A 17,526-nucleotide genomic window follows, 5' to 3' on the forward strand; every position below is an offset into this window, starting at 1 on the left:
GTGTCCCACCCCCTCTTCGACGGTCTGCGCAACGGTCCATTGGTCTCCACGGCCTGGCTGGCGGATCATCTCGGCGCAGACGGCCTTGTCGTGCTCGACGCGACCGTGCTGCAGGTGAAGGGGTTCAACGGCGCCGACGCCTATGTCAGCGGCGAAGAGCAGTACCTGGTCAATGGACATATTCCGGGCGCGGTCTTCGCCGACCTCTTCGAGGACTTCAGCGATCCGGAAGGCGAATACGCCTTCAGCAGACCGAGCGCGAAGTACTTCGAGCGGGCGGCGCAGGCTCACGGCGTCGACAACGACACCGCCGTCGTCGTGTACGACACCGGCACCGGCTACTGGGCGGCCCGACTGTGGTGGCTGTTCCACTCCTTCGGACTGGAAGCCCGCGTCCTCGACGGCGGCCTCGTGAAGTGGAAAGCAGAGGGACGCCCGATCGCGACCGGCGACGTTCGCCCCCGGCGCGCCGGCGAGTTCTCCGCCTACGAGCACAGCGACGCCTGGGCCGAGAAGGACGATGTCGAAGCCGTTCTCGCCGGCCAGTCAGACGACGTTCTGCTCTGCGCGCTCTCGACGAGCGAGTTCGAGGGTGAATCCGCGGGCAAGCCGCGCGCCGGCCACATCCCGGGGTCGGTGAGCGCCCCCGCGACCCGGCTCATCGACCCAGCGACCAACACCTACCTGCCTCCCGAGCGTCTGCGGGACGTGCTGGGTGAGGCGGCGACCTCCCCACGGCCGGTCATCGCGTACTGCCAGGCCGGCATCGCCTCGAGCGGCGCGGCCCTCGCGCTCACGCTCCTCGGCCATGACGAGGTGCGGGTCTACGACGGGTCGCTCAACGAGTGGGTCGCCGACCCGACCGCCCCGCTCGAGACGAGCGCCCCGGCGCTGGTGGCTTCCGGCGGCGGTCGCCACCTGACGAAGCCGGAGTAGCAGACTTCCCCCTCTTGCCCGACTTCGAGTCGGCATCGCCCCGAGCCTGCGCACCCGGCGCCGCTGCGCCGCGCGACGAGTTCGCGGTGCGGCCGCGCACGACGCCGATGAAGTCGTCGAGTCGCGGCTGAAGCTCGGGCGGGGCGCCCTTCGCCCAGGCGAGTCCGACGCGCCAGCCGTCGGCGTCGACGACCGGCCGGGCGACCACGTCTTTGCGGGCGTACAGCCGCGCGATCGACTGCGGCACGACCGCCACGCCCACATTCGCGGCGACTACCTCGATGCTCGTGTCGATGGTGTCGTCGAACGGATGCCTGACCTCGCCTTCGAGGTCGGCGAGCACCACTTCCTCCGCCGCCTCGATGACGTGGCCCTTGGGGGCGACCACGAAGGGGCGCTCGTCATAGAGGGCGATCAGGTGGAAGTCGTCGGGCTGTGTCTCCCCCGGCGCGAGCCGGATGAAGGCGGCATCGGCCGCGCCATCACGCACCGACGCGAGTTCGGCCGAGGCATCCGTCACGGCAGTGAGCTGGATGAGTTCAAGAGGATGCCTCGGGAATCTCTCGCCCCAGATGCGCGCCCACTTGCCGGGCGTGACGCCGCGGGCGTAGGCGATGCGCAGGCTGTCGGGCACAGGCCCAGGCTAGCCGGGTGCCCGCCCGCTAGCCTGGGCATATGAGCGACAACGCGCCCCGCCCCGCCGGCCCCGATGCGATGAAGCCGGCCACGGCCGCGAAGAAGCTCGGCATCTACCTGCCGGCCGCGCCCGAGTCGTTCCAGCAGAACGCGCTGACGCGCGCCGAGTTCCAGGAGCTGCAGTCGAACCCGCCCGAGTGGCTCGTCGAGCTGCGCCTGAACGGGCCGCACCCGCGCGATGTCGTCGCCCGGAAGCTCGGTGTCTCTGCCTCCGGGCTCGCCCGCGCCGGCGTCACCGAGGCTCTGACCACGGGCGAGATCTCGGCGCTGCTGGGGAGCCCGCCCGAGTGGCTCGTGCGCGAGCGCGCGACCCAGGCGGCGGTGCGCGCCGAGAACGCGCGGGTCAATCAGGCCCGCGCCGAGAAGGCCGCGCGCTCCGATCGTTGAGGAGCGCGCGGAGCTTGCGTAGCGCGCGTCTCGAAACGATCGTCCGCCCGACGCCGGGCGACATGACGCACGATGTGTCACATCGCGCCGCCCGATGCGGGTGACGAATCGTGCGTCTGGTGCCGAACCACGCGGCACGCCGCTCTACCCCAGCGCGAAGAACGCGGCGAGCGCGCCGCCGAGGGCGACCGGGTCGCCCACGTGGCACAGCTCGCGCGCCGAGTGCATCGACAGCAGCGGCACCCCGACGTCGACCGTCGCGATGCCGAGGCGTGTGGCCGTCAGCGGCCCGATCGTCGAGCCGCACGGCATCGAGTTGTGCGACACGAACTCCTGGTACTCGACGCCGGCCGTCTCGCACAGCCGCGCCCAGAGCGCAGCCCCCGCGGCGTCGGTCGTGTAGCGCTGGTTCGCGTTGATCTTGAGCAGCGGGCCGCCGCCGGCGAGCGGACGGTTCGCCGGGTCATGCCGGTCTGCGTAGTTCGGGTGCACCGAGTGCCCGGCATCCGCCGAGATCACCCAGCTTCCCGCGTATGCCCGCAGCCGATCGCTGTCGCTCGCACCCAGGCCCTCGGAGATCCGCGTCAGCACGTCGGACAGGAACGGCCCAGAGGCGCCTGAGCGCGACTCCGACCCGAGCTCTTCGTGATCGAACGCCGCGAGCACCGGGATCTGCCCGGCCTCGGCTGCCGCGTCGACGGCCGCGATCAGCGCGGTGACCCCGGCGTGCACCGAGCTCAGGTTGTCGAGACGCCGGCTGGCGAACAGCGAGTTCTCGAGCCCGAAGCGCGCGGGCGGCTGGGTGTCTGCCGTCAGCACGTCGTAGCCGAGCACGTCGGATGCCTGCACGCCGGCCACATCCGCAAGCAGACCGATGACGTCCGCGCCCCCGAGCGGTGCATCGGAGGCGAGCCCGAACACCGGCTGCGTGTGCCGCTGCTTGTCGAGCACGAGCCCGTCGGCGTTGACGCCGCGGTCGAGGTGCACCGCAAGCTGCGGAATGCGCAGCAGCGGCCCCGTGCGCACGAGGTGCTCGCGCCCGTCGCGGGTGACGAGACGGCCGGCGAGCTCGAGTTCGCGGTCGAGCCACGAGTTCAGCAGCGGCCCGCCGTAGACCTCGACGCCGGCCTGCAGCCAGCCGGAGCTCTCGACGGTCGGCTTCGGCTTGAGCTTGAACGCCGGCGAGTCGGTGTGCGCCCCGAGGATGTGGAACGGCGTCGTCGCGCCGGCGCCCTCCGGCACGACCCAGGCGATGACCGCCCCGTCGCGAACGACGACGTAGCGGCCGGGACCGGCCGGCCAGGCATCGGTTTCGGCGAGCCGGGCGAAGCCCGCGTTCTCGACTCGGCGCGCGACCTCGGCCGCCGCGTGATACGAACTGGGCGACGCCTCGATGAAGGCGGCGAGGTCGGTGATGTACCCGTCGATTGCACTGTCGGTCACCCCTCCAACGCTAGAGGACAGGAACGTCGAGCACGTCCGTGAACTCCTCGGCGCCGAGGGTGCGCACGCCGAAGTCGTGGCTGATGAGCTGAGCACGCACAGGCACGCCCTCGTCAGCACACGCCCAGGCGAGCGCCGCGGCCGACTGCTTGTCCTCGGTCGTCGCGATCGGGCCGCCCGGGCGCTCCCACACGAGGATCACCGACTCGATCGGAGTGCCGGCGATCGCCTGCCGCAGCATCGACGCGATGCCCTCGGCGAGCTCGGCGTCGAGCGGCGAGGGTAGCTCGTCATTCGGCATGAGCGTCGGCAGCATCACCGAGCGCTCGTCGAGGAACAGCAGCCAGAGCTGCGCGCGACAGGCACGCCCGATGAGCCGCGCCACGCGGTCGTTGATGGCGGTATCGGTGATGAGGGGTTCGTCTTTGTCGATCGTGTCCATGCGGCCCATCGTCCCGGGCACCGCCGACGAGGTATCCGGTTGCACCGTCGAAATGTGGGAAGGCGGACGCAACCCGCCCCTGTGCTGTCCAAGATCGGCACCTCAGGCCGCCAGCTTCGGCCCCACATATCTCGCCGACGGACGGATGATCTTCGCGTCGCGCGCCTGCTCGAGCACGTGGGCCGTCCAGCCGACCGTGCGCGCGACGGCGAAGGTCGGCGTCAGCATCTCGCGCGGCACCCCGCACAGCTCCATCACGATCGCGGCGTAGAACTCGACGTTCGCGTGCAGCGGGCGGCCGGGCTTGTGCTCGGCGAGCACCCGCTCGGCGGCGGCCTCGAACGCCATCGCGAACTCGACGTGCGGGCCGCCGAAGCTCTCGGCGACACTTCGCAGCAGCACCGATCGCGGGTCGACCGTGCGATACACCGCGTGGCCGAAGCCCATGATCCGGCGGCCAGCGGCCAGCTGATCGCGCAGCCACGGCTCGATGCGATCGGGCGTGCCGACCTCGTCGAGGCTGTCGAGCGCGCGGGCGGGAGCGCCCCCGTGCAACGGGCCCGAGAGCGCCCCCAGCGCGCCGGCCAGGCATGAGGCGACATCCGCCCCCGTCGACGCGATCACGCGAGCAGTGAACGTCGACGCGTTGAAGCCGTGGTCCATGGCCGCGATGAGGTAGGCGCTCAGCGCGCGCTCGTGCGCGGCATCCGGCACCTCGCCCGTCACCTGATGCAGGTAGTTCGCCACCACCCCGCGCCCGGGCAGCGGCGGCAGCGGCGTCGCGTCACCTCGATGCAGCGCGGCGAGCACGACCGGTGCGGCGGCCGCGAGCTCGATCGCGTCGGCGAGCCGCTCGCCCTCAGCGCCGTCGAACACCGGCCGCAGACCGCGCGCAGACGAGAGCAGCGGCCACGCCGCCTTGAGCCCGGCGAGCGGCGATACGGATGCTTCGCCCGAGCCGCGCACCAGAGAGGCGACCACTCGGCCGAGCTCGGGCGATTCCTGCGCGGCCCGCACGCGCGCGCGGAAGGCCTCGAGCTCTTCGGCGGAGGGCAGCCGCCCGGTCAGGAGCAGGTGCCAGACCTCTTCGAAGCTCGCCGACCGCGCAAGTTCGACGGCCGAATACGGCCCGTATTGATAGAACCCCGCGTCGCCGTCAACGCGACTGATCGCGGTCTCGGCCACGGCGACCCCCGCGAGTCCGCGCGGCACGTCGATGAGGCTGCCGGCCCTGAGCTTGTCGTCCATGCCATCAGTGTGCGAACGTGATTCACTACTAGTCAATCTTGATCGGATCAACATGACCGACCCCCAGCCGCTCCCCCGCCTCACCGCCGCCCAGGCCGCCGCGCGACTCGGGGTCAAGCAGGCGACGCTCTATGCGTATGTCTCGCGCGGGCTGCTCGCGCGCGAACGCACCGCGTCGGGCTCGAGCTTTGACCCGCTCGAGATCGAAGGGTTCGCCCGAGCGCGCACGCGCAGGAGCGAACCGCGCACGGAAGCGCCTGCTGCCGGCCACGCAGCCCGGCCGGCCGGCAGCCCACTGATGGTTCTCGACACCGACGTCGCCGAGATCGCCGACGACGAGCTGTTCTATCGCGGCCGCCCGGTCACCGAACTCCTCGACCGACCCCTCGGCGAGGTCGCCGCATGGCTCTGGCAGAGCGCCGGGGATGCCGCCGAGGCGAGCGCCGCGCGCGCCGCGAGCGCCACGAGCAGCCGGCCGCTGGGCGATGCGGCTCAGACCGGCGCCCAACTGCTCACCTCCGACGAGCTGGCCGCGGCTCGCGCGGCGATCGCGACGCTGCCCGCGGATGCCGCTGTGCTCGACCGCATCCACGTCGCGGTGCTCAGCCTCGCGGCGGCCGACCCGCTGCGCTACGACGCCTCGGGTGAGGGGCTGCGCCGCGTGGGCGCGCGGCTGCTCGCAGGAATCCCCCGGGCGCTGTCGCCCGCGCGCCCAGACGCTCTGGCGACCGCATCGACCGCCGAGCTGCTGTGGCCGGCGCTCACCGACGACGAGCCGTCGGCGGCAGGCATCCGTGCCCTCAATGCCGCCCTCGTCCTGCTCATCGACCACGATCTCGCGGTATCGACCCTGGCGGCTCGTGTGGCGGCCTCGGCGCGGGCGTCGGGCTACGCGACCGTGACGGCCGCGCTCGGCGCGTTCGACTCGCCCCTGCACGGCAACGCGAGCCGCGCCGCCGCCGCCATGCTGGCGCAGGTGGTCGCGGGCGCCGCGCCCGCCGCCGCGCTCGCCGCGGCGATCCGCGATGGCGGGGGCGTGCCGGGTCTCGGCCAGCCCCTGTACTCCGGCACGGATGCCCGCGCCGCGGCCCTTCTCCCCCTGATCGGGGAACTCGACGGCGGCCCGGCGGTGCTCGCCGCCGTCGACGCGGTCGTGGCAGAGGTGCACACCCGTGCCGCGCAGCTGCACCCCAACGTCGATCTCGCGCTCGCCGCACTGGCACTCGCGGCCGGCATGCGCCCTGACGCCGGCGTCGCGATCTTCGCCGTCGGCCGCACCGTCGGCTGGATCGCCCACGCGCTCGCCGAATACGAGGAGAGGCCGCTGCGCCTGCGGCCGCGAGGCCGCTATGTCGGGCCGTAGCGGGACGGGTTCTACCACGCGGCACTCCGGAACACCAGGAAGATCCGGCGACGACGGCGGCGTATCGTGGCGCGCATGAGCAGCGAAGACCTCGAGACGCGGCGCCGTGAGGCGCGCGACGAGCTCTCCGCGATCATCGAGATGAAGTGCCGCCTTGGCGACGACCCGTGGGAGTTCCTGCCCGACCTGCCGAGCGTCGACGAGCAGGTCGTGCTCACGATGCGGCTCGAGCGGATCGCAGCATCCGGCCTCGAAGACGACCGGGCCCGCGCCTATCACCCGACGGCCGCGCACGACGCGGCCGAGCGCTTCGAATACGGCGTGCTGCGCGGCATCGCGCTCGACCACCCGGCGCTGACCCGCGCGGTGTGGGGGCTGCTCGGCCGCCTGCACGACGCGGCGTGACCCTGCACCGCGCGGTCCGCGACGACGCACGCCTCCGCGTGCCCCCTAGCGCGCCCCCTGCTCCACCGCAATAGAGTCACCCCATGCACAAGGCATGGAAGACCGACCCCGCGAAGTCGCTCAAGGCCGGCCCTGGATTCACGCTCGCCGACGTCGACCCGGCTTCAACGCCCGGCTTCAAGGGCGACAAGAAGACCGGAGAAGAGGTGCTCGCGGCCGACGCCGCCGACCTCGCCGAGCTGCAGCAGCGGCTCTACGCCCGCGGCGTCGAGGGCGACGAGCGGCGCGTGCTGCTCATCCTGCAGGGCATGGACACGGCAGGGAAGGACGGCATCGTGCGCCACGTCATCGGCGCGACGCACCCCGAGGGCGTGCACCTCAAGTCGTTCAAGGCGCCGACCGCCTGGGAGCGGCGTCACGACTTCCTCTGGCGCGTCGCTCGACAGGTGCCGGCGCCCGGCATGCTCGGCGTCTTCAACCGCTCGCACTACGAAGACGTCCTGATCCAGCGCGTGCACCAGATGGCGCGGCCCGAGGAGATCGAGCGGCGCTACGGCGCCATCAACGACTTCGAGGCCGGTCTCGCTGACCGCGGCATCTCGGTGCTCAAGGTGATGCTGCACATCTCGCCCGAGGAGCAGAAGAAGCGACTGCAAGAGCGCCTCGACCGGCCGGACAAGTACTGGAAGTACAACCCGGGCGATGTCACCGAGCGCGGCTTCTGGAAGGAGTACCAGGAGGCCTACCAGATCGCCATCGAGCGCACCTCGACCGACGCCGCACCGTGGTACGTCGTCCCCGCCGACAAGAAGTGGTTCGCCCGCATCGCGGTGCAGCGCCTGCTCGACGGCGTGCTCGAGGGCTTCGATCTCAAGTGGCCGCTGCCGAGCTTCGACCTCGCCGCCGAGCGGAAGCGACTCAAGAAGTCATAGGGATTTCCTGCGGGCGCGGGCGGCGCGGCATCCTGGGTCCATGACGTTCGAGCCAGCCCTGCCGCTTCCGGAACTGCGCCGCACGCGTTCGAGCATCAAGTGGCGGCGGTATCCGGAAGGCGTCCTCCCCCTCTTCGTCGCCGAGATGGACTGGGGCATCGCGCCCGAGATCACCGCTGAGCTGACGGATGTCTTGGCCAAGGGCAATACCGGATATCTCGACAACCCCGGCCCTCTGGCTCCTGCCTTCGCCGACTTCGCACTGGCCTCATGGGGGTGGCAGGTCGACCCCGCGCGCGTGCACCTGGCCACCGACGTGACCGTGGGAATCGTCGAGACGCTGCGGCTCGAGCTGCCGCCGGTCGGCGGTCGCGTCGTCATCACGCCGCCGGTGTACAACCCCTTCTACGAGATGGTCGGCGAGACGAACTCCGAAGCCGTCGAGGTGCCGCTGGTCGAGGCATCCGACTGGTCCCTCGACCTGGCCGGCATCGACGCCGCCTTCCGCTCGGGCGCGCAGGCGATGATCCTGTGCCACCCGCAGAACCCGACCGGCCGCGTGCACACGCGCGAATCGCTCGCCGAGCTCGCGCGCATCGCCGCCGAGCACGACGTGCTGATCGTCAGCGACGAGGTGCACGCGCCGCTCACCCACCCCGGCACCGAGTTCGTTCCGTTCGCCGTCGTGGCTGCAGAGACGGGCGCGCGCAGCGTCACGGTGACGAGTGCGAGCAAGGGGTGGAACCTCGCCGCGGTCAAGTGCGCGGTCGCGGTCGCGAACGATGCCGCGACGGCCGCTCTTCTCGAGGGACTTCCTGAGGAGCTCGCCGCCCGCACCAGCCTGCTCGGGCTGAATGCGAACGTCACGGCGTTCGCGAACACGTACTGGCGGGATGCCGCGCGCGACCGCATCGTCGCGAACGTCGCGCTGCTCGAAGCCGAGCTGGCCAAGCATGCGCCGTCGGTTAAGCTCGTGCGCCCGAATGCCGGCTATCTCGTCTGGCTCGATTTCCGCGACACCGAACTCGGGGATGACCCGGCCGCCGTGCTGCGCGAGGTGGGTCGCGTCGCCTTCAACTCGGGGCCGAGCTTCGGAAGCATCGGCCGCGGTTTCGCCCGGGCGAACCTGGCGTGCGAGGCGTCGACCGTCGTCGAGGCGGTGCAGCGCATCGCCCGCACGCTGGCCGCGGTCACCGCGAACGCGGCGGCCGCCAGCGCACGCTGACGCTGGCCTGGGCCACGTGCGCCACCACCTTCCGCGGTGCGCTACTCGGATCCGAGTGGCGCACGGCGGAACCTAGTGGCGCAACCGCACCCGCTAGGCGAGCGGGCCTGCCGCCTGCAGGCCGCGCTCGAGGTCGGCGAGGATGTCTCGCGGGCTCTCGATGCCGACCGACAGCCTGATGAGGCCGGGCGTGATGCCGGCATCCGCCTGCTGCTGCTCGTTGAGCTTCAGGTGGATCGTCGACCCCAGGTGGATCGCCAGCGTGCGCACGTCGCCGATGTGCGTCATCGGCGTGATCAGCTCGAGCGCGTCGATGAACCGGCGAGCGGCGTCGCGCGTGCCGAGGTCGACAGAGACCACCGACCCCGGCCCGAGCGGCAGATAGCGCTGTGCGAGCGCGTGGTACGGGCTCGAGGCGAGCCCGGGGTAGAGAACGGATGCCACCTCGGGCCGCCCCTCGAGGAACTCGGCCACGGCCTGCGCGTTGGAGACGTGACGGTCCATGCGCAGCGACAGCGTCTCGATGCCGTGCAGCAGCAGGAAGGTGCTCGTCGGCGGCACGGTCGGGCCGTATTCCAGCACGACGACGGTGCGCAGATAGGCGCCGAGCGCTCCGGCACCGAAGCGCTCGACGAACGAGCCGACGCCGCGGCGAGGCGACTCGGTGAGCTGCGGGAAACGCCCGCTCGCGGCCCAGTCGAAGCGGCCGCCGTCCACCACCGCACCGCCGATGACCGCGCCGTGGCCGGCGAGCCACTTCGAGGTCGAATGGATCACGACGTCGGCGCCGAACTCGATCGGCCGCTCGAGGTACGGCGTCGGTACGGTGTTGTCGACGACGAGCGGAACGCCGTGCGCGTGTGCGATCGCGGCGAGCCGCGCGAGGTCGGTGACCTGGCCGAGCGGGTTGGTGAGGCTCTCGGTGTACAGCGCCTTCGTGTTGGGGCGGAAGCGGGTAGCCCACTCCTCATCGCTCGCCTCGTCAGGAACGTACTCGGCCTCGATGCCCTGGCGCTTCAGCACGCCCCGGAACATCTCGTTGGTGCCCTCGTAGAGCGACCTGGTGATCAGCACGTGGTCGCCCGCACCGGCAAGCGCAGACACCGCGACCAGGATCGCGGCCTGCCCGCTCGCGACCACGATGCCGTCGACGCCGCCCTCGAGGTCGGCGAGGCGCTGACCTGCGACATAGTTGGTCGGGTTCTCGTTGCGCGAATACGCACGGCCGCCGCGACCGGCGAACCGCGCCTCGCCGTCGTCGAAATCATCGAAGACGTAGCCGGCCGTCTGATAGATCGGCGTGACACGTGCCTGAGCGTGGGCGTCGATGACCGCACCCGCGTGAATCTGGCGCGTTTCGAAGTCGAGGGGCATGCGGACAACTGTATTGGCTCGCTTCGGGCCGTCGATTGTGGGCAGTTCACAAGGCGCAACGAGAGCGCCGCGGCCCGCGGTTAGCGTGGGCGAATGGCAACGGAGCACCCGATCACCGCGCCCGATGGCACGCGGACCGTCGTCGACGAGTACGCGGCGCAGGGGCGAGAGGATTCCTCGGCCGCGGTCCTCTTCCTGCCGGCGCTCGGCGTTCCGATCGGGTACTACACGCCGCTCTTCGAAAAGGCTGCCGCCCGAGGCATCCATATCTTCGGCCTGGAGATGCGCGGCCGCCCGCGCACCTCGACGACGGACATGCGCAAGCACGACTGGGGCTACGCGACGCTCATCGAGCAGGACATTCCCGCGGCGTTCCGGCAGTCGCCCCTCGGCGAGGTCGAGCACCTCACGGTCGTCGGGCACAGCCTGGGCGGGCTGCTCGCGCTGACGGCGACGGGGGCCGGCATCCTGCGCCCCGAGCGCATCATGACGGCCGCGAGCGGTGCAGGCCACCACAGCACGCGCGACGGCTTCGTCGCCCGCACGCAGCGCCGGCTCGTGACCCCGTGGGCGCGCACGATCACGCAGGTCTGGGGCTATTTTCCCGGCGACAAGCTGGGGTTCGGCGACCGGCAGCCGAAGACGATGATGCGCGACTGGCATCGCGAGGCACGCACCGGCCGCTTCATCTTCGCGAACACCGACACGGACTATGAAGAGGCGCTGCGTCACATCGACGTTCCGGTGCTCCAGCTGTCGTTCGCGGGCGACACGCTGGTCTCGCCGCGTGCGGTGGACATGCTGGGTTCGCGGGTCGGCCCCGCCACGCCCGAGCACGTTCATCTGGGTACGGATGCCAATGCCGGCCGCCCCTGGGATCACGTGCGCTGGCCTCGCCAGAACTCGGACGCCGTGCTCGATGTGATGCAGGACTGGGCGAGAAAGCACCCGGTCGCGACCGAGCAGTCGTAGGGCGTCAATTCGGATCGTGCCGCGCCATCTGGGCGGCACGTCTCACGGCGTGGAACTCCCACGGCGGTGTCGGCAGCACCTCGCCGGTCTCGAGCAGCGTCTTGAGGTTGGCGAACACCGTCGGCCAGCCCTCGCTGATGGCGTCGCGATCCGCCGTGGTGGCGAAGCCACTGTGGGTGACCGAGGCGCGGACGATGTCGCGGAACTCGTCGATGTCGAACGTGACCACGCTCTGCTGGATGGTCGGGTCATCGACCTCCCTCGGCTCGCCGAAGGTGAACGAGAGCCGGGTAGGCGCTTCGACGGCGAGCACGACGCCTGCGGCATCGACGACTCCCGAGCCGTCGACACGCACATGCTCGACTCGGCTGCCGACGTTCCAGTCAGACACCTGCGCATGGCCCCAGAACCTGGCCGTGACGTCGGCATCGGTGAGAGCACGCCACACCTGCTCGGCGGTCGCACGGATGTAGGTCACGTAGCTGTACTCAGGCACCGACATGCCCCCATGTTCCGCCGGTCGCGGCGGGCGCACTAGTCCGGGCGCCTCAGCTTCACAGCGGTACTCGCCTGCCGCGCGCCGTCTCGATGGCCCGGACGACACTTTCCAGCGGCTCCGCTCCGGGCTATTCGCCGCGTGGTTCTGGTGCTCCGGGCGGTGTCCCTGGTGGTGCTCCGGGTGGCACTCCGGGTGGTGCTCCGGCGTGCTGTTTGAGTCGTGCGGCTGTGCCATCTCCGGCGGTTGTCCAGTCGATGACCCGCCCGCCGTGCGTGTAGCGGACTTCGGGGGTGCCGTTGATCATGCGGATGTGCCAGGGTCCGGTGTCGATTTCGTGGTGGTGGAACCAGCACAGCAGGACGCCGTTGTCGAGGTCGGTGTTGCCGCCGTCCTTGAAGCTGATCACGTGGTGCACCTCGCACCACTGCGCGGGCACCGTGCACCCCGGGATCAGGCAGGTGCCCCCGTCCCGCAGGGCGATCGCGCGCCTTTGGCGGCGGGTGAACCCGCGCACGCTGCGGCCCAGGCGCAGCACCTGCCCGTCGTCGCCGAAGATCACCGTCTGGATCCCGCCCGCGCAGGCGGCCTGCTCGGCCTCAGCCACAGGCACGGGTTCGGGGGTGCCGGCGTAGAACGCCAACCCCTCACCCGACTGCAGCTCTTTGACGGTGGTGGAGATCCACACGGTGGGGTGGTCCCCACCCATCTCCGGCACCTCGGCCGAGCGCGCCTGGGCGGCGCAGATATCCCGGAACAGGTCCGCCCGCTTCTGCCCGGCCGTGCGCCCATCAGAAGGCAGCTGCTCGTCGGCGGGAGTGAAGGTGACGGTCTTCTTCCCTTTCGGGTTGATGAACGCGTCGAAGACCCCGCGGATGACGGCGGCGTGCCCGGCTGGCAGCAGGCCGGACACCTTCGCGGCGCCGTCGATGGTGGGGCCGACCGCGAAGAACCGCTCCGCCATCGCCTTCGCCGCCGTGTCCTCGACGACCCGAACATCCAGCAGGGCGGCTTTCTCCGCCGCCTTGGCCTTCACCTCATCCGCGCCCGCGGTCACTGCCAGTTCGACGAGTTCCGCCTCGACCTGGGCCACCTGAACGGCATCCGCACGGCCGAGATCCTTCCCGGCGGCCTTCGTGAGCTCCGAGCTGATCGCCGCCGCCGCCTCCCGCCCGATCCGCCCGTCCAGCACCGCGGCCTCGACCGCCGGCAGCTTCTTCAACTCGGTCGCCTGCGCGACGAGCTTCTGAGCTTCCTTGCCCGAACTCTTGGTCAAACCCTGAATCGCCCCGGCGGCGGTCTTGAATCCCAACCGCCTGGCCAGAGAATCTGGCGCCCCGTCCTCGGAGCGCTCCTGCACGGCAGCGGCCGCCGCCAGCCGCAAGGCGTCGATCTGCCGGCCCGCCTCCTCGACCTGCTCCACGAACCGCACCAACTGCCCATCCGTCAAAACCGCAGGGTCCACCGGCAGCACACCCGCCAGGCGCGCAAGCGCCCCGCATGCGGCAGACCCGACCTTCGACATGCCCCGAGTCTACCGAACACAACTTCGAATTGGAAGACGTAGTTACGAATACTTATTCACATGCGACCCCAGCGCGCCGACTTCTCCACAAGCCCGCCCGGCCAAGACATCCGCCCGCCCTTGTGCGCACTCATGCGAGACTCTACGAGGCATGTCCGACACCGCTCCCCCTCTCGAAATCCGCTTCCCTGCCGAACTGCCGGTCAGCGCGAAGCGCGATGAGATCGCGGCGGCGATCCGCGACCACCAGGTCGTCATCGTGGCGGGCGAGACCGGCTCCGGGAAGACGACGCAGCTGCCGAAGATCGCCCTCAGCATCGGCCGTGAGCGCATCGGCCACACCCAGCCGCGACGCCTCGCCGCACGCACCATCGCCGAGCGCATCGCCGACGAGCTCGGCGAGACCGTCGGGCAGACCGTCGGCTACAAGGTGCGCTTCACCGACCAGGTCAGCAGCAGCACCCGCATCAAGCTGATGACCGACGGCATCCTGCTCAACGAGATGCACCGCGATCGCGACCTCACGGCCTACGACACGATCATCATCGACGAGGCCCACGAACGCAGCCTCAACATCGACTTCCTGCTGGGCTACCTGGCCCGACTCCTGCCCCGCCGCCCCGACCTCAAGGTCATCATCACCTCGGCGACGATCGACCCGGAGTCGTTCGCGAAACACTTCGCGAAACCGGACGGCACACCGGCGCCGATCATCGAGGTCTCGGGGCGCACCTATCCCGTCGAGATCAGGTACCGGCCGCTCGTGGCTGAGGACGTTGAAGACGACGATGTGGATGCCGAGCCGGGTCTCCATTCGGCTTCGCAGAGTCGGCCAGCGGCCAGCGGCTCCCCCGCCGTCGACCGCGACATGAACCAGGGCATCCTCGACGCCCTCGACGAGCTCGCCCGCGAGAAACCCGGCGACGTGCTCGTCTTCTTCTCCGGTGAGAACGAGATCAAGGATGCCGCAGACGCGATCCGCGGCCACCTCACCCGGCAGGGCAAGGCCGACAGCACGGAAGTGCTCCCCCTCTACGGCCGCCTGAGCGCCGCCGAGCAACACAAGGTCTTCGAGACGAGCGCCCGGCCAGGAATCCGTCGCCGCATCGTGCTGGCCACCAACGTGGCCGAGACCAGCCTGACGGTGCCGGGGATCAAGTACGTGATCGACACCGGCACGGCGCGCATCTCGCGCTACTCGACGCGCGCCAAGGTGCAGCGCCTGCCGATCGAGGCGATCAGCCAGGCCTCCGCCACGCAGCGCAGCGGCCGCGCGGGGCGCACGAGCGACGGCATCGCGATCCGCCTGTACTCGGAAGACGACTTCAGCAAACGCCCCGCGTTCACCGAGCCCGAGATCCTGCGCACGAACCTTGCCGCCGTCATCCTGCAGATGATCTCGCTCGGCCTCGGCGCCATCGAGAGCTTCCCGTTCCTCACCATGCCCGATCCGCGCGGCGTGAAGGACGGGCTCGATCTGCTGACGGAGCTCGGGGCGATCAGCGCGGCAGCGCACTCGCGGCCGAAGGACGCGAACAAAGAGCGAAGCGCCTTACAGGGCCGAGGCGCCGAGCTGCGGCTCACCCGCACCGGCCGCGAACTCTCGCGTCTCCCCATCGACCCGCGCTTCGCTCGCATGGTGCTCGAGAGCCGGCGCCACGGCACGACCCGTGAGGTCATGGCGATCGTCGCCGGCCTCACGATCCAGGACCCCCGCGAGCGCCCCGTTGAGCGCCGCGGCACCGCCGATCAGTTGCACGCGCGCTTCGTCGACCCGACCAGCGACTTCCTCACCCTGCTCAACCTCTGGAACCACCTCGAAGAGAAGCAGCGCGAACTGAGCTCCAGCGCGTTCCGGCGACTCTGCAAGGCCGAGTTTCTCAACTATCTGCGCGTGCGCGAGTGGCAGGACGTCTATCGCCAGCTGCGCCGCATGGCGAAGGAACTGCACCTGACTGTCGGCGAGCCGGCCGTGAACCCCGACGGCATCCACAAGTCACTGCTCGCAGGCCTGCTCAGCCACCTCGGCCTGCGCGACCTGCAGAAGAAGGACTACGCCGGTGCACGGGGCACGCGCTTCGTGATCTTCCCCGGCTCTGCCCTCGCGAAGAAGCAGCCGACCGCCCTGATGAGCGCCGAGCTCGTCGAGACCAGCCGCCTGTTCGCGCGGGTCAACGCCGCGATCGACCCCGCGTGGGCCGAGCCGATCGCGGGCGACGCCCTGCTCAAGCGCACCTATTCAGAGCCCCACTGGGAGAAGAACCAGGGCGCGGCCGTCGCCTACGAGCGCGTCACGCTCTTCGGCGTTCCGATCATCGAGCGCCGCCGCGTGCAGTTCGCCCGCATCGATCAGGCCTATGCGCGCACGCTGTTCCTGCGCCACGGGCTCGTCGACGGCGAGTGGCCGGGCGAGCGCAAGGGCCAGCTGTTCGCCTTCGACCGCGCCAACCGCGCGCTGGTGAAGCGCATCGCGCAGCTCGAAGAGAAGGCGCGCCGCCGCGACATCCTGGACGGCGATGAGGCGGTCTTCGCGTTCTACGACGAGCGCGTGCCGCGCGACGTCGTCGACACCCGCAGCTTCGAGCGCTGGTGGCGCGACGAGCGTGCCAAGAACCCCGATTTCCTGACGATGACCGAGCGGATGCTTCTCGGCGACGACTCGCCGGAAGAGCTCGTCGACCAGGCCGCCTTCCCGAGCATCTGGCGACAGGGCGACCAGCGGTTCGCGCTGTCGTACCGATTCGAGCCGGGCGCCGAGGACGACGGCGTCACGGTCACGGTTCCGCTTCCGCTGCTCGCTCGGCTCACCCCTGCCGGCTTCGACTGGCAGGTGCCCGGGCTGCGCGCCGAGCTCGTGACCGCGATGATCCGCTCGCTGCCGAAGGTGCTGCGGCGCTCCGTCGTTCCCGCGGCCGACTGGGCGGCGAAGATCGTCGCCGAGCTGCCGAGCGAGCCCGACGGCCGCTCCTTCGCGGAGGTGGTGGCGGCCGCGATCAAGAAGCTCACCTACGCCCCGGTCGACGCGAACGACTTCGACTTGGGGCGCATCCCCTCGCACCTGCGCCCGACCTTCGCCGTGATCGACCAGCGTGGCAAGCGCCTCGGCCGCTCGAAGGACCTGAAGGCACTGCAGCAGCGCTTCGCGACCAAGGCCCGCGACTCGGTGGCCGCCGTCGCGGGCGCGCGCATCCCCGACGCGCTGGAGCGCGCGAGCGTGCCCGAGTGGGACATGCGCGAGCTGCCGCGCCAGGTCGACACCAAGGTCGGCGGTCTGCAGAACACCGTGCGTGGCTACCCGGCCCTCGTCGACGAGCGCGGCACGGTCGCGCTGCGGATCCTCGCGACCCCGGCCGAGCAGGCCAGGCAGCACCCGCGCGGAGTACGACGCCTGCTGCTGAACGAGATCCCCTCGCCCGCCTCATATGTGCAGGAGCACCTGACCGCCCCCGAGAAGCTGGCGCTCGCGACCGGGCCCTACGCGAGCACCCCCGCGCTGTTCGCCGACTGCCTCGCGGCAGTGGTCGACGAGGTGCTCGAGACGGATGAGACCCGGGGCATGGTCTTCACGCGCACCGACTACGAGCGCGTGCGCGATCAGGCATCCGCCGTCGTCCTCGACGCCATGTTCGACACCGTGAAGCAGGTCGCCGCGACGCTCACGGCGGCCCGCAAGGCAGAGAAGGCGCTGTCGCAGACGAGCAGCATGGCCCTGCTCGCGCCGCTCGCCGACGCCAAGCAGCAGCTCGCGAACCTCGTCTACCCCGGCTTCATCTCGGCGACGGGCCGGGCGCAGCTTCGCCACTTGCCGCGCTACCTGAACGGCATCACCTGGCGCGTCGAGAAGCTGCCCGACAACCCGGGGCGCGACCGCGTGTGGCTCACCGAGGTGCAGAACGCGACAGCGAGGTACACGGATGCCGGGGGCACGCTTCCCTTGCAGCCGGGTGCGCGCCCAGGCATCCGTCATGCTCGCTGGATGCTTGAGGAGCTGCGCATCAGCCTGTTCGCCCAGCCGCTGGGCACGGCAGAGAGCGTGTCACTGCAGCGGATCGTCAAGGTGCTGGCTGAGTGAGGCGCATACC

The 17,526-nt window shown here is 70.6% G+C and carries 15 protein-coding genes; 8 read left to right on the top strand and 7 right to left on the bottom strand.

The genetic code is table 11. The features are described from left to right. Positions 1-936, top strand: a complete 936-nt coding sequence (locus tag ABD736_RS06615; RefSeq protein ID WP_344790950.1) for a sulfurtransferase — start codon at positions 1-3, stop codon at positions 934-936. Here the strand turns inward: ABD736_RS06615 and ABD736_RS06620 are convergent. Next, positions 839-1,570, bottom strand: coding sequence for a LysR family transcriptional regulator substrate-binding protein (locus tag ABD736_RS06620; protein WP_344790951.1), 732 nt, complete (start codon positions 1,568-1,570; stop codon positions 839-841). The two genes, ABD736_RS06615 and ABD736_RS06620, sit on opposite strands and share 98 nt — an antisense overlap. Before the next feature lie 80 nt (positions 1,571-1,650). Between ABD736_RS06620 and ABD736_RS06625 the strand changes: the two genes are divergently transcribed. Further along, positions 1,651-2,019, top strand: a complete 369-nt coding sequence (locus tag ABD736_RS06625; RefSeq protein WP_344792223.1) for a DUF5997 family protein — start codon at positions 1,651-1,653, stop codon at positions 2,017-2,019. A gap of 144 nt (positions 2,020-2,163) precedes the next feature. On the opposite strand, the gene ABD736_RS06630 is transcribed toward ABD736_RS06625, so the two are convergent. From ABD736_RS06630 to ABD736_RS06640, 3 genes are all read right to left on the bottom strand, one after another. Further along, positions 2,164-3,462 carry a M18 family aminopeptidase gene (locus ABD736_RS06630; RefSeq protein WP_344790952.1) on the bottom strand — a complete coding sequence of 433 codons (1,299 nt, stop codon included), beginning with the start codon at positions 3,460-3,462 and terminating at the stop codon, positions 2,164-2,166. A 10-nt stretch (positions 3,463-3,472) separates the two neighbouring features. Then, positions 3,473-3,904, bottom strand: a complete 432-nt coding sequence (locus tag ABD736_RS06635) for a hypothetical protein (protein WP_344790953.1) — start codon at positions 3,902-3,904, stop codon at positions 3,473-3,475. A 102-nt stretch (positions 3,905-4,006) separates the two neighbouring features. Continuing rightward, a complete protein-coding gene (locus ABD736_RS06640) occupies positions 4,007-5,152 on the bottom strand; it encodes a citrate synthase (protein ID WP_344790954.1) in 1,146 nt (381 codons plus the stop codon). Positions 5,153-5,204: 52 nt separating this feature from the next. On the opposite strand from ABD736_RS06640, the gene ABD736_RS06645 reads away from it, so the two are divergent. From ABD736_RS06645 to ABD736_RS06660, 4 genes are all read left to right on the top strand, one after another. Further along, positions 5,205-6,515, top strand: coding sequence for a citrate/2-methylcitrate synthase (locus ABD736_RS06645; RefSeq protein ID WP_344790955.1), 1,311 nt, complete (start codon positions 5,205-5,207; stop codon positions 6,513-6,515). 75 nt (positions 6,516-6,590) lie between these two features. Next, positions 6,591-6,920, top strand: a complete 330-nt coding sequence (locus ABD736_RS06650; protein ID WP_344790956.1) for a hypothetical protein — start codon at positions 6,591-6,593, stop codon at positions 6,918-6,920. A gap of 83 nt (positions 6,921-7,003) precedes the next feature. Next, positions 7,004-7,852, top strand: a complete 849-nt coding sequence (locus ABD736_RS06655; RefSeq protein WP_344790957.1) for a PPK2 family polyphosphate kinase — start codon at positions 7,004-7,006, stop codon at positions 7,850-7,852. Positions 7,853-7,892: 40 nt separating this feature from the next. Further along, positions 7,893-9,077 (top strand): MalY/PatB family protein, encoded by a 1,185-nt coding sequence (locus ABD736_RS06660; RefSeq protein WP_344790958.1) that lies wholly within the window; start codon positions 7,893-7,895, stop codon positions 9,075-9,077. Positions 9,078-9,170: 93 nt separating this feature from the next. Here the strand turns inward: ABD736_RS06660 and ABD736_RS06665 are convergent, their stop codons facing one another. Continuing rightward, positions 9,171-10,451: an O-acetylhomoserine aminocarboxypropyltransferase/cysteine synthase family protein gene (locus ABD736_RS06665; RefSeq protein ID WP_344790959.1), complete on the bottom strand. Its 1,281-nt coding sequence runs from the start codon at positions 10,449-10,451 to the stop codon at positions 9,171-9,173. 93 nt (positions 10,452-10,544) lie between these two features. On the opposite strand from ABD736_RS06665, the gene ABD736_RS06670 reads away from it, so the two are divergent. Continuing rightward, the gene (locus ABD736_RS06670) at positions 10,545-11,423 is read left to right on the top strand and encodes an alpha/beta hydrolase family protein (protein ID WP_344790960.1); all 879 of its coding nucleotides are present in this window, start codon (positions 10,545-10,547) and stop codon (positions 11,421-11,423) included. A gap of 4 nt (positions 11,424-11,427) precedes the next feature. Here ABD736_RS06670 and ABD736_RS06675 read toward each other — a convergent pair whose 3' ends face one another. After that, the gene (locus ABD736_RS06675) at positions 11,428-11,925 is read right to left on the bottom strand and encodes an SRPBCC domain-containing protein (RefSeq protein ID WP_344790961.1); all 498 of its coding nucleotides are present in this window, start codon (positions 11,923-11,925) and stop codon (positions 11,428-11,430) included. 124 nt (positions 11,926-12,049) lie between these two features. Beyond that, positions 12,050-13,444, bottom strand: a complete 1,395-nt coding sequence (locus ABD736_RS06680; protein ID WP_344790962.1) for an HNH endonuclease signature motif containing protein — start codon at positions 13,442-13,444, stop codon at positions 12,050-12,052. A gap of 151 nt (positions 13,445-13,595) precedes the next feature. Here ABD736_RS06680 and hrpA point away from each other — a divergent pair, with 151 nt between their 5' ends. After that, positions 13,596-17,516, top strand: coding sequence for an ATP-dependent RNA helicase HrpA (gene hrpA / locus ABD736_RS06685; RefSeq protein ID WP_344790963.1), 3,921 nt, complete (start codon positions 13,596-13,598; stop codon positions 17,514-17,516). The last annotated feature ends 10 nt before the right edge of the window (positions 17,517-17,526 follow it).

It is taken from the genome of Gryllotalpicola daejeonensis, from assembly GCF_039538145.1.
Lineage (GTDB): Bacteria > Actinomycetota > Actinomycetes > Actinomycetales > Microbacteriaceae > Gryllotalpicola > Gryllotalpicola daejeonensis.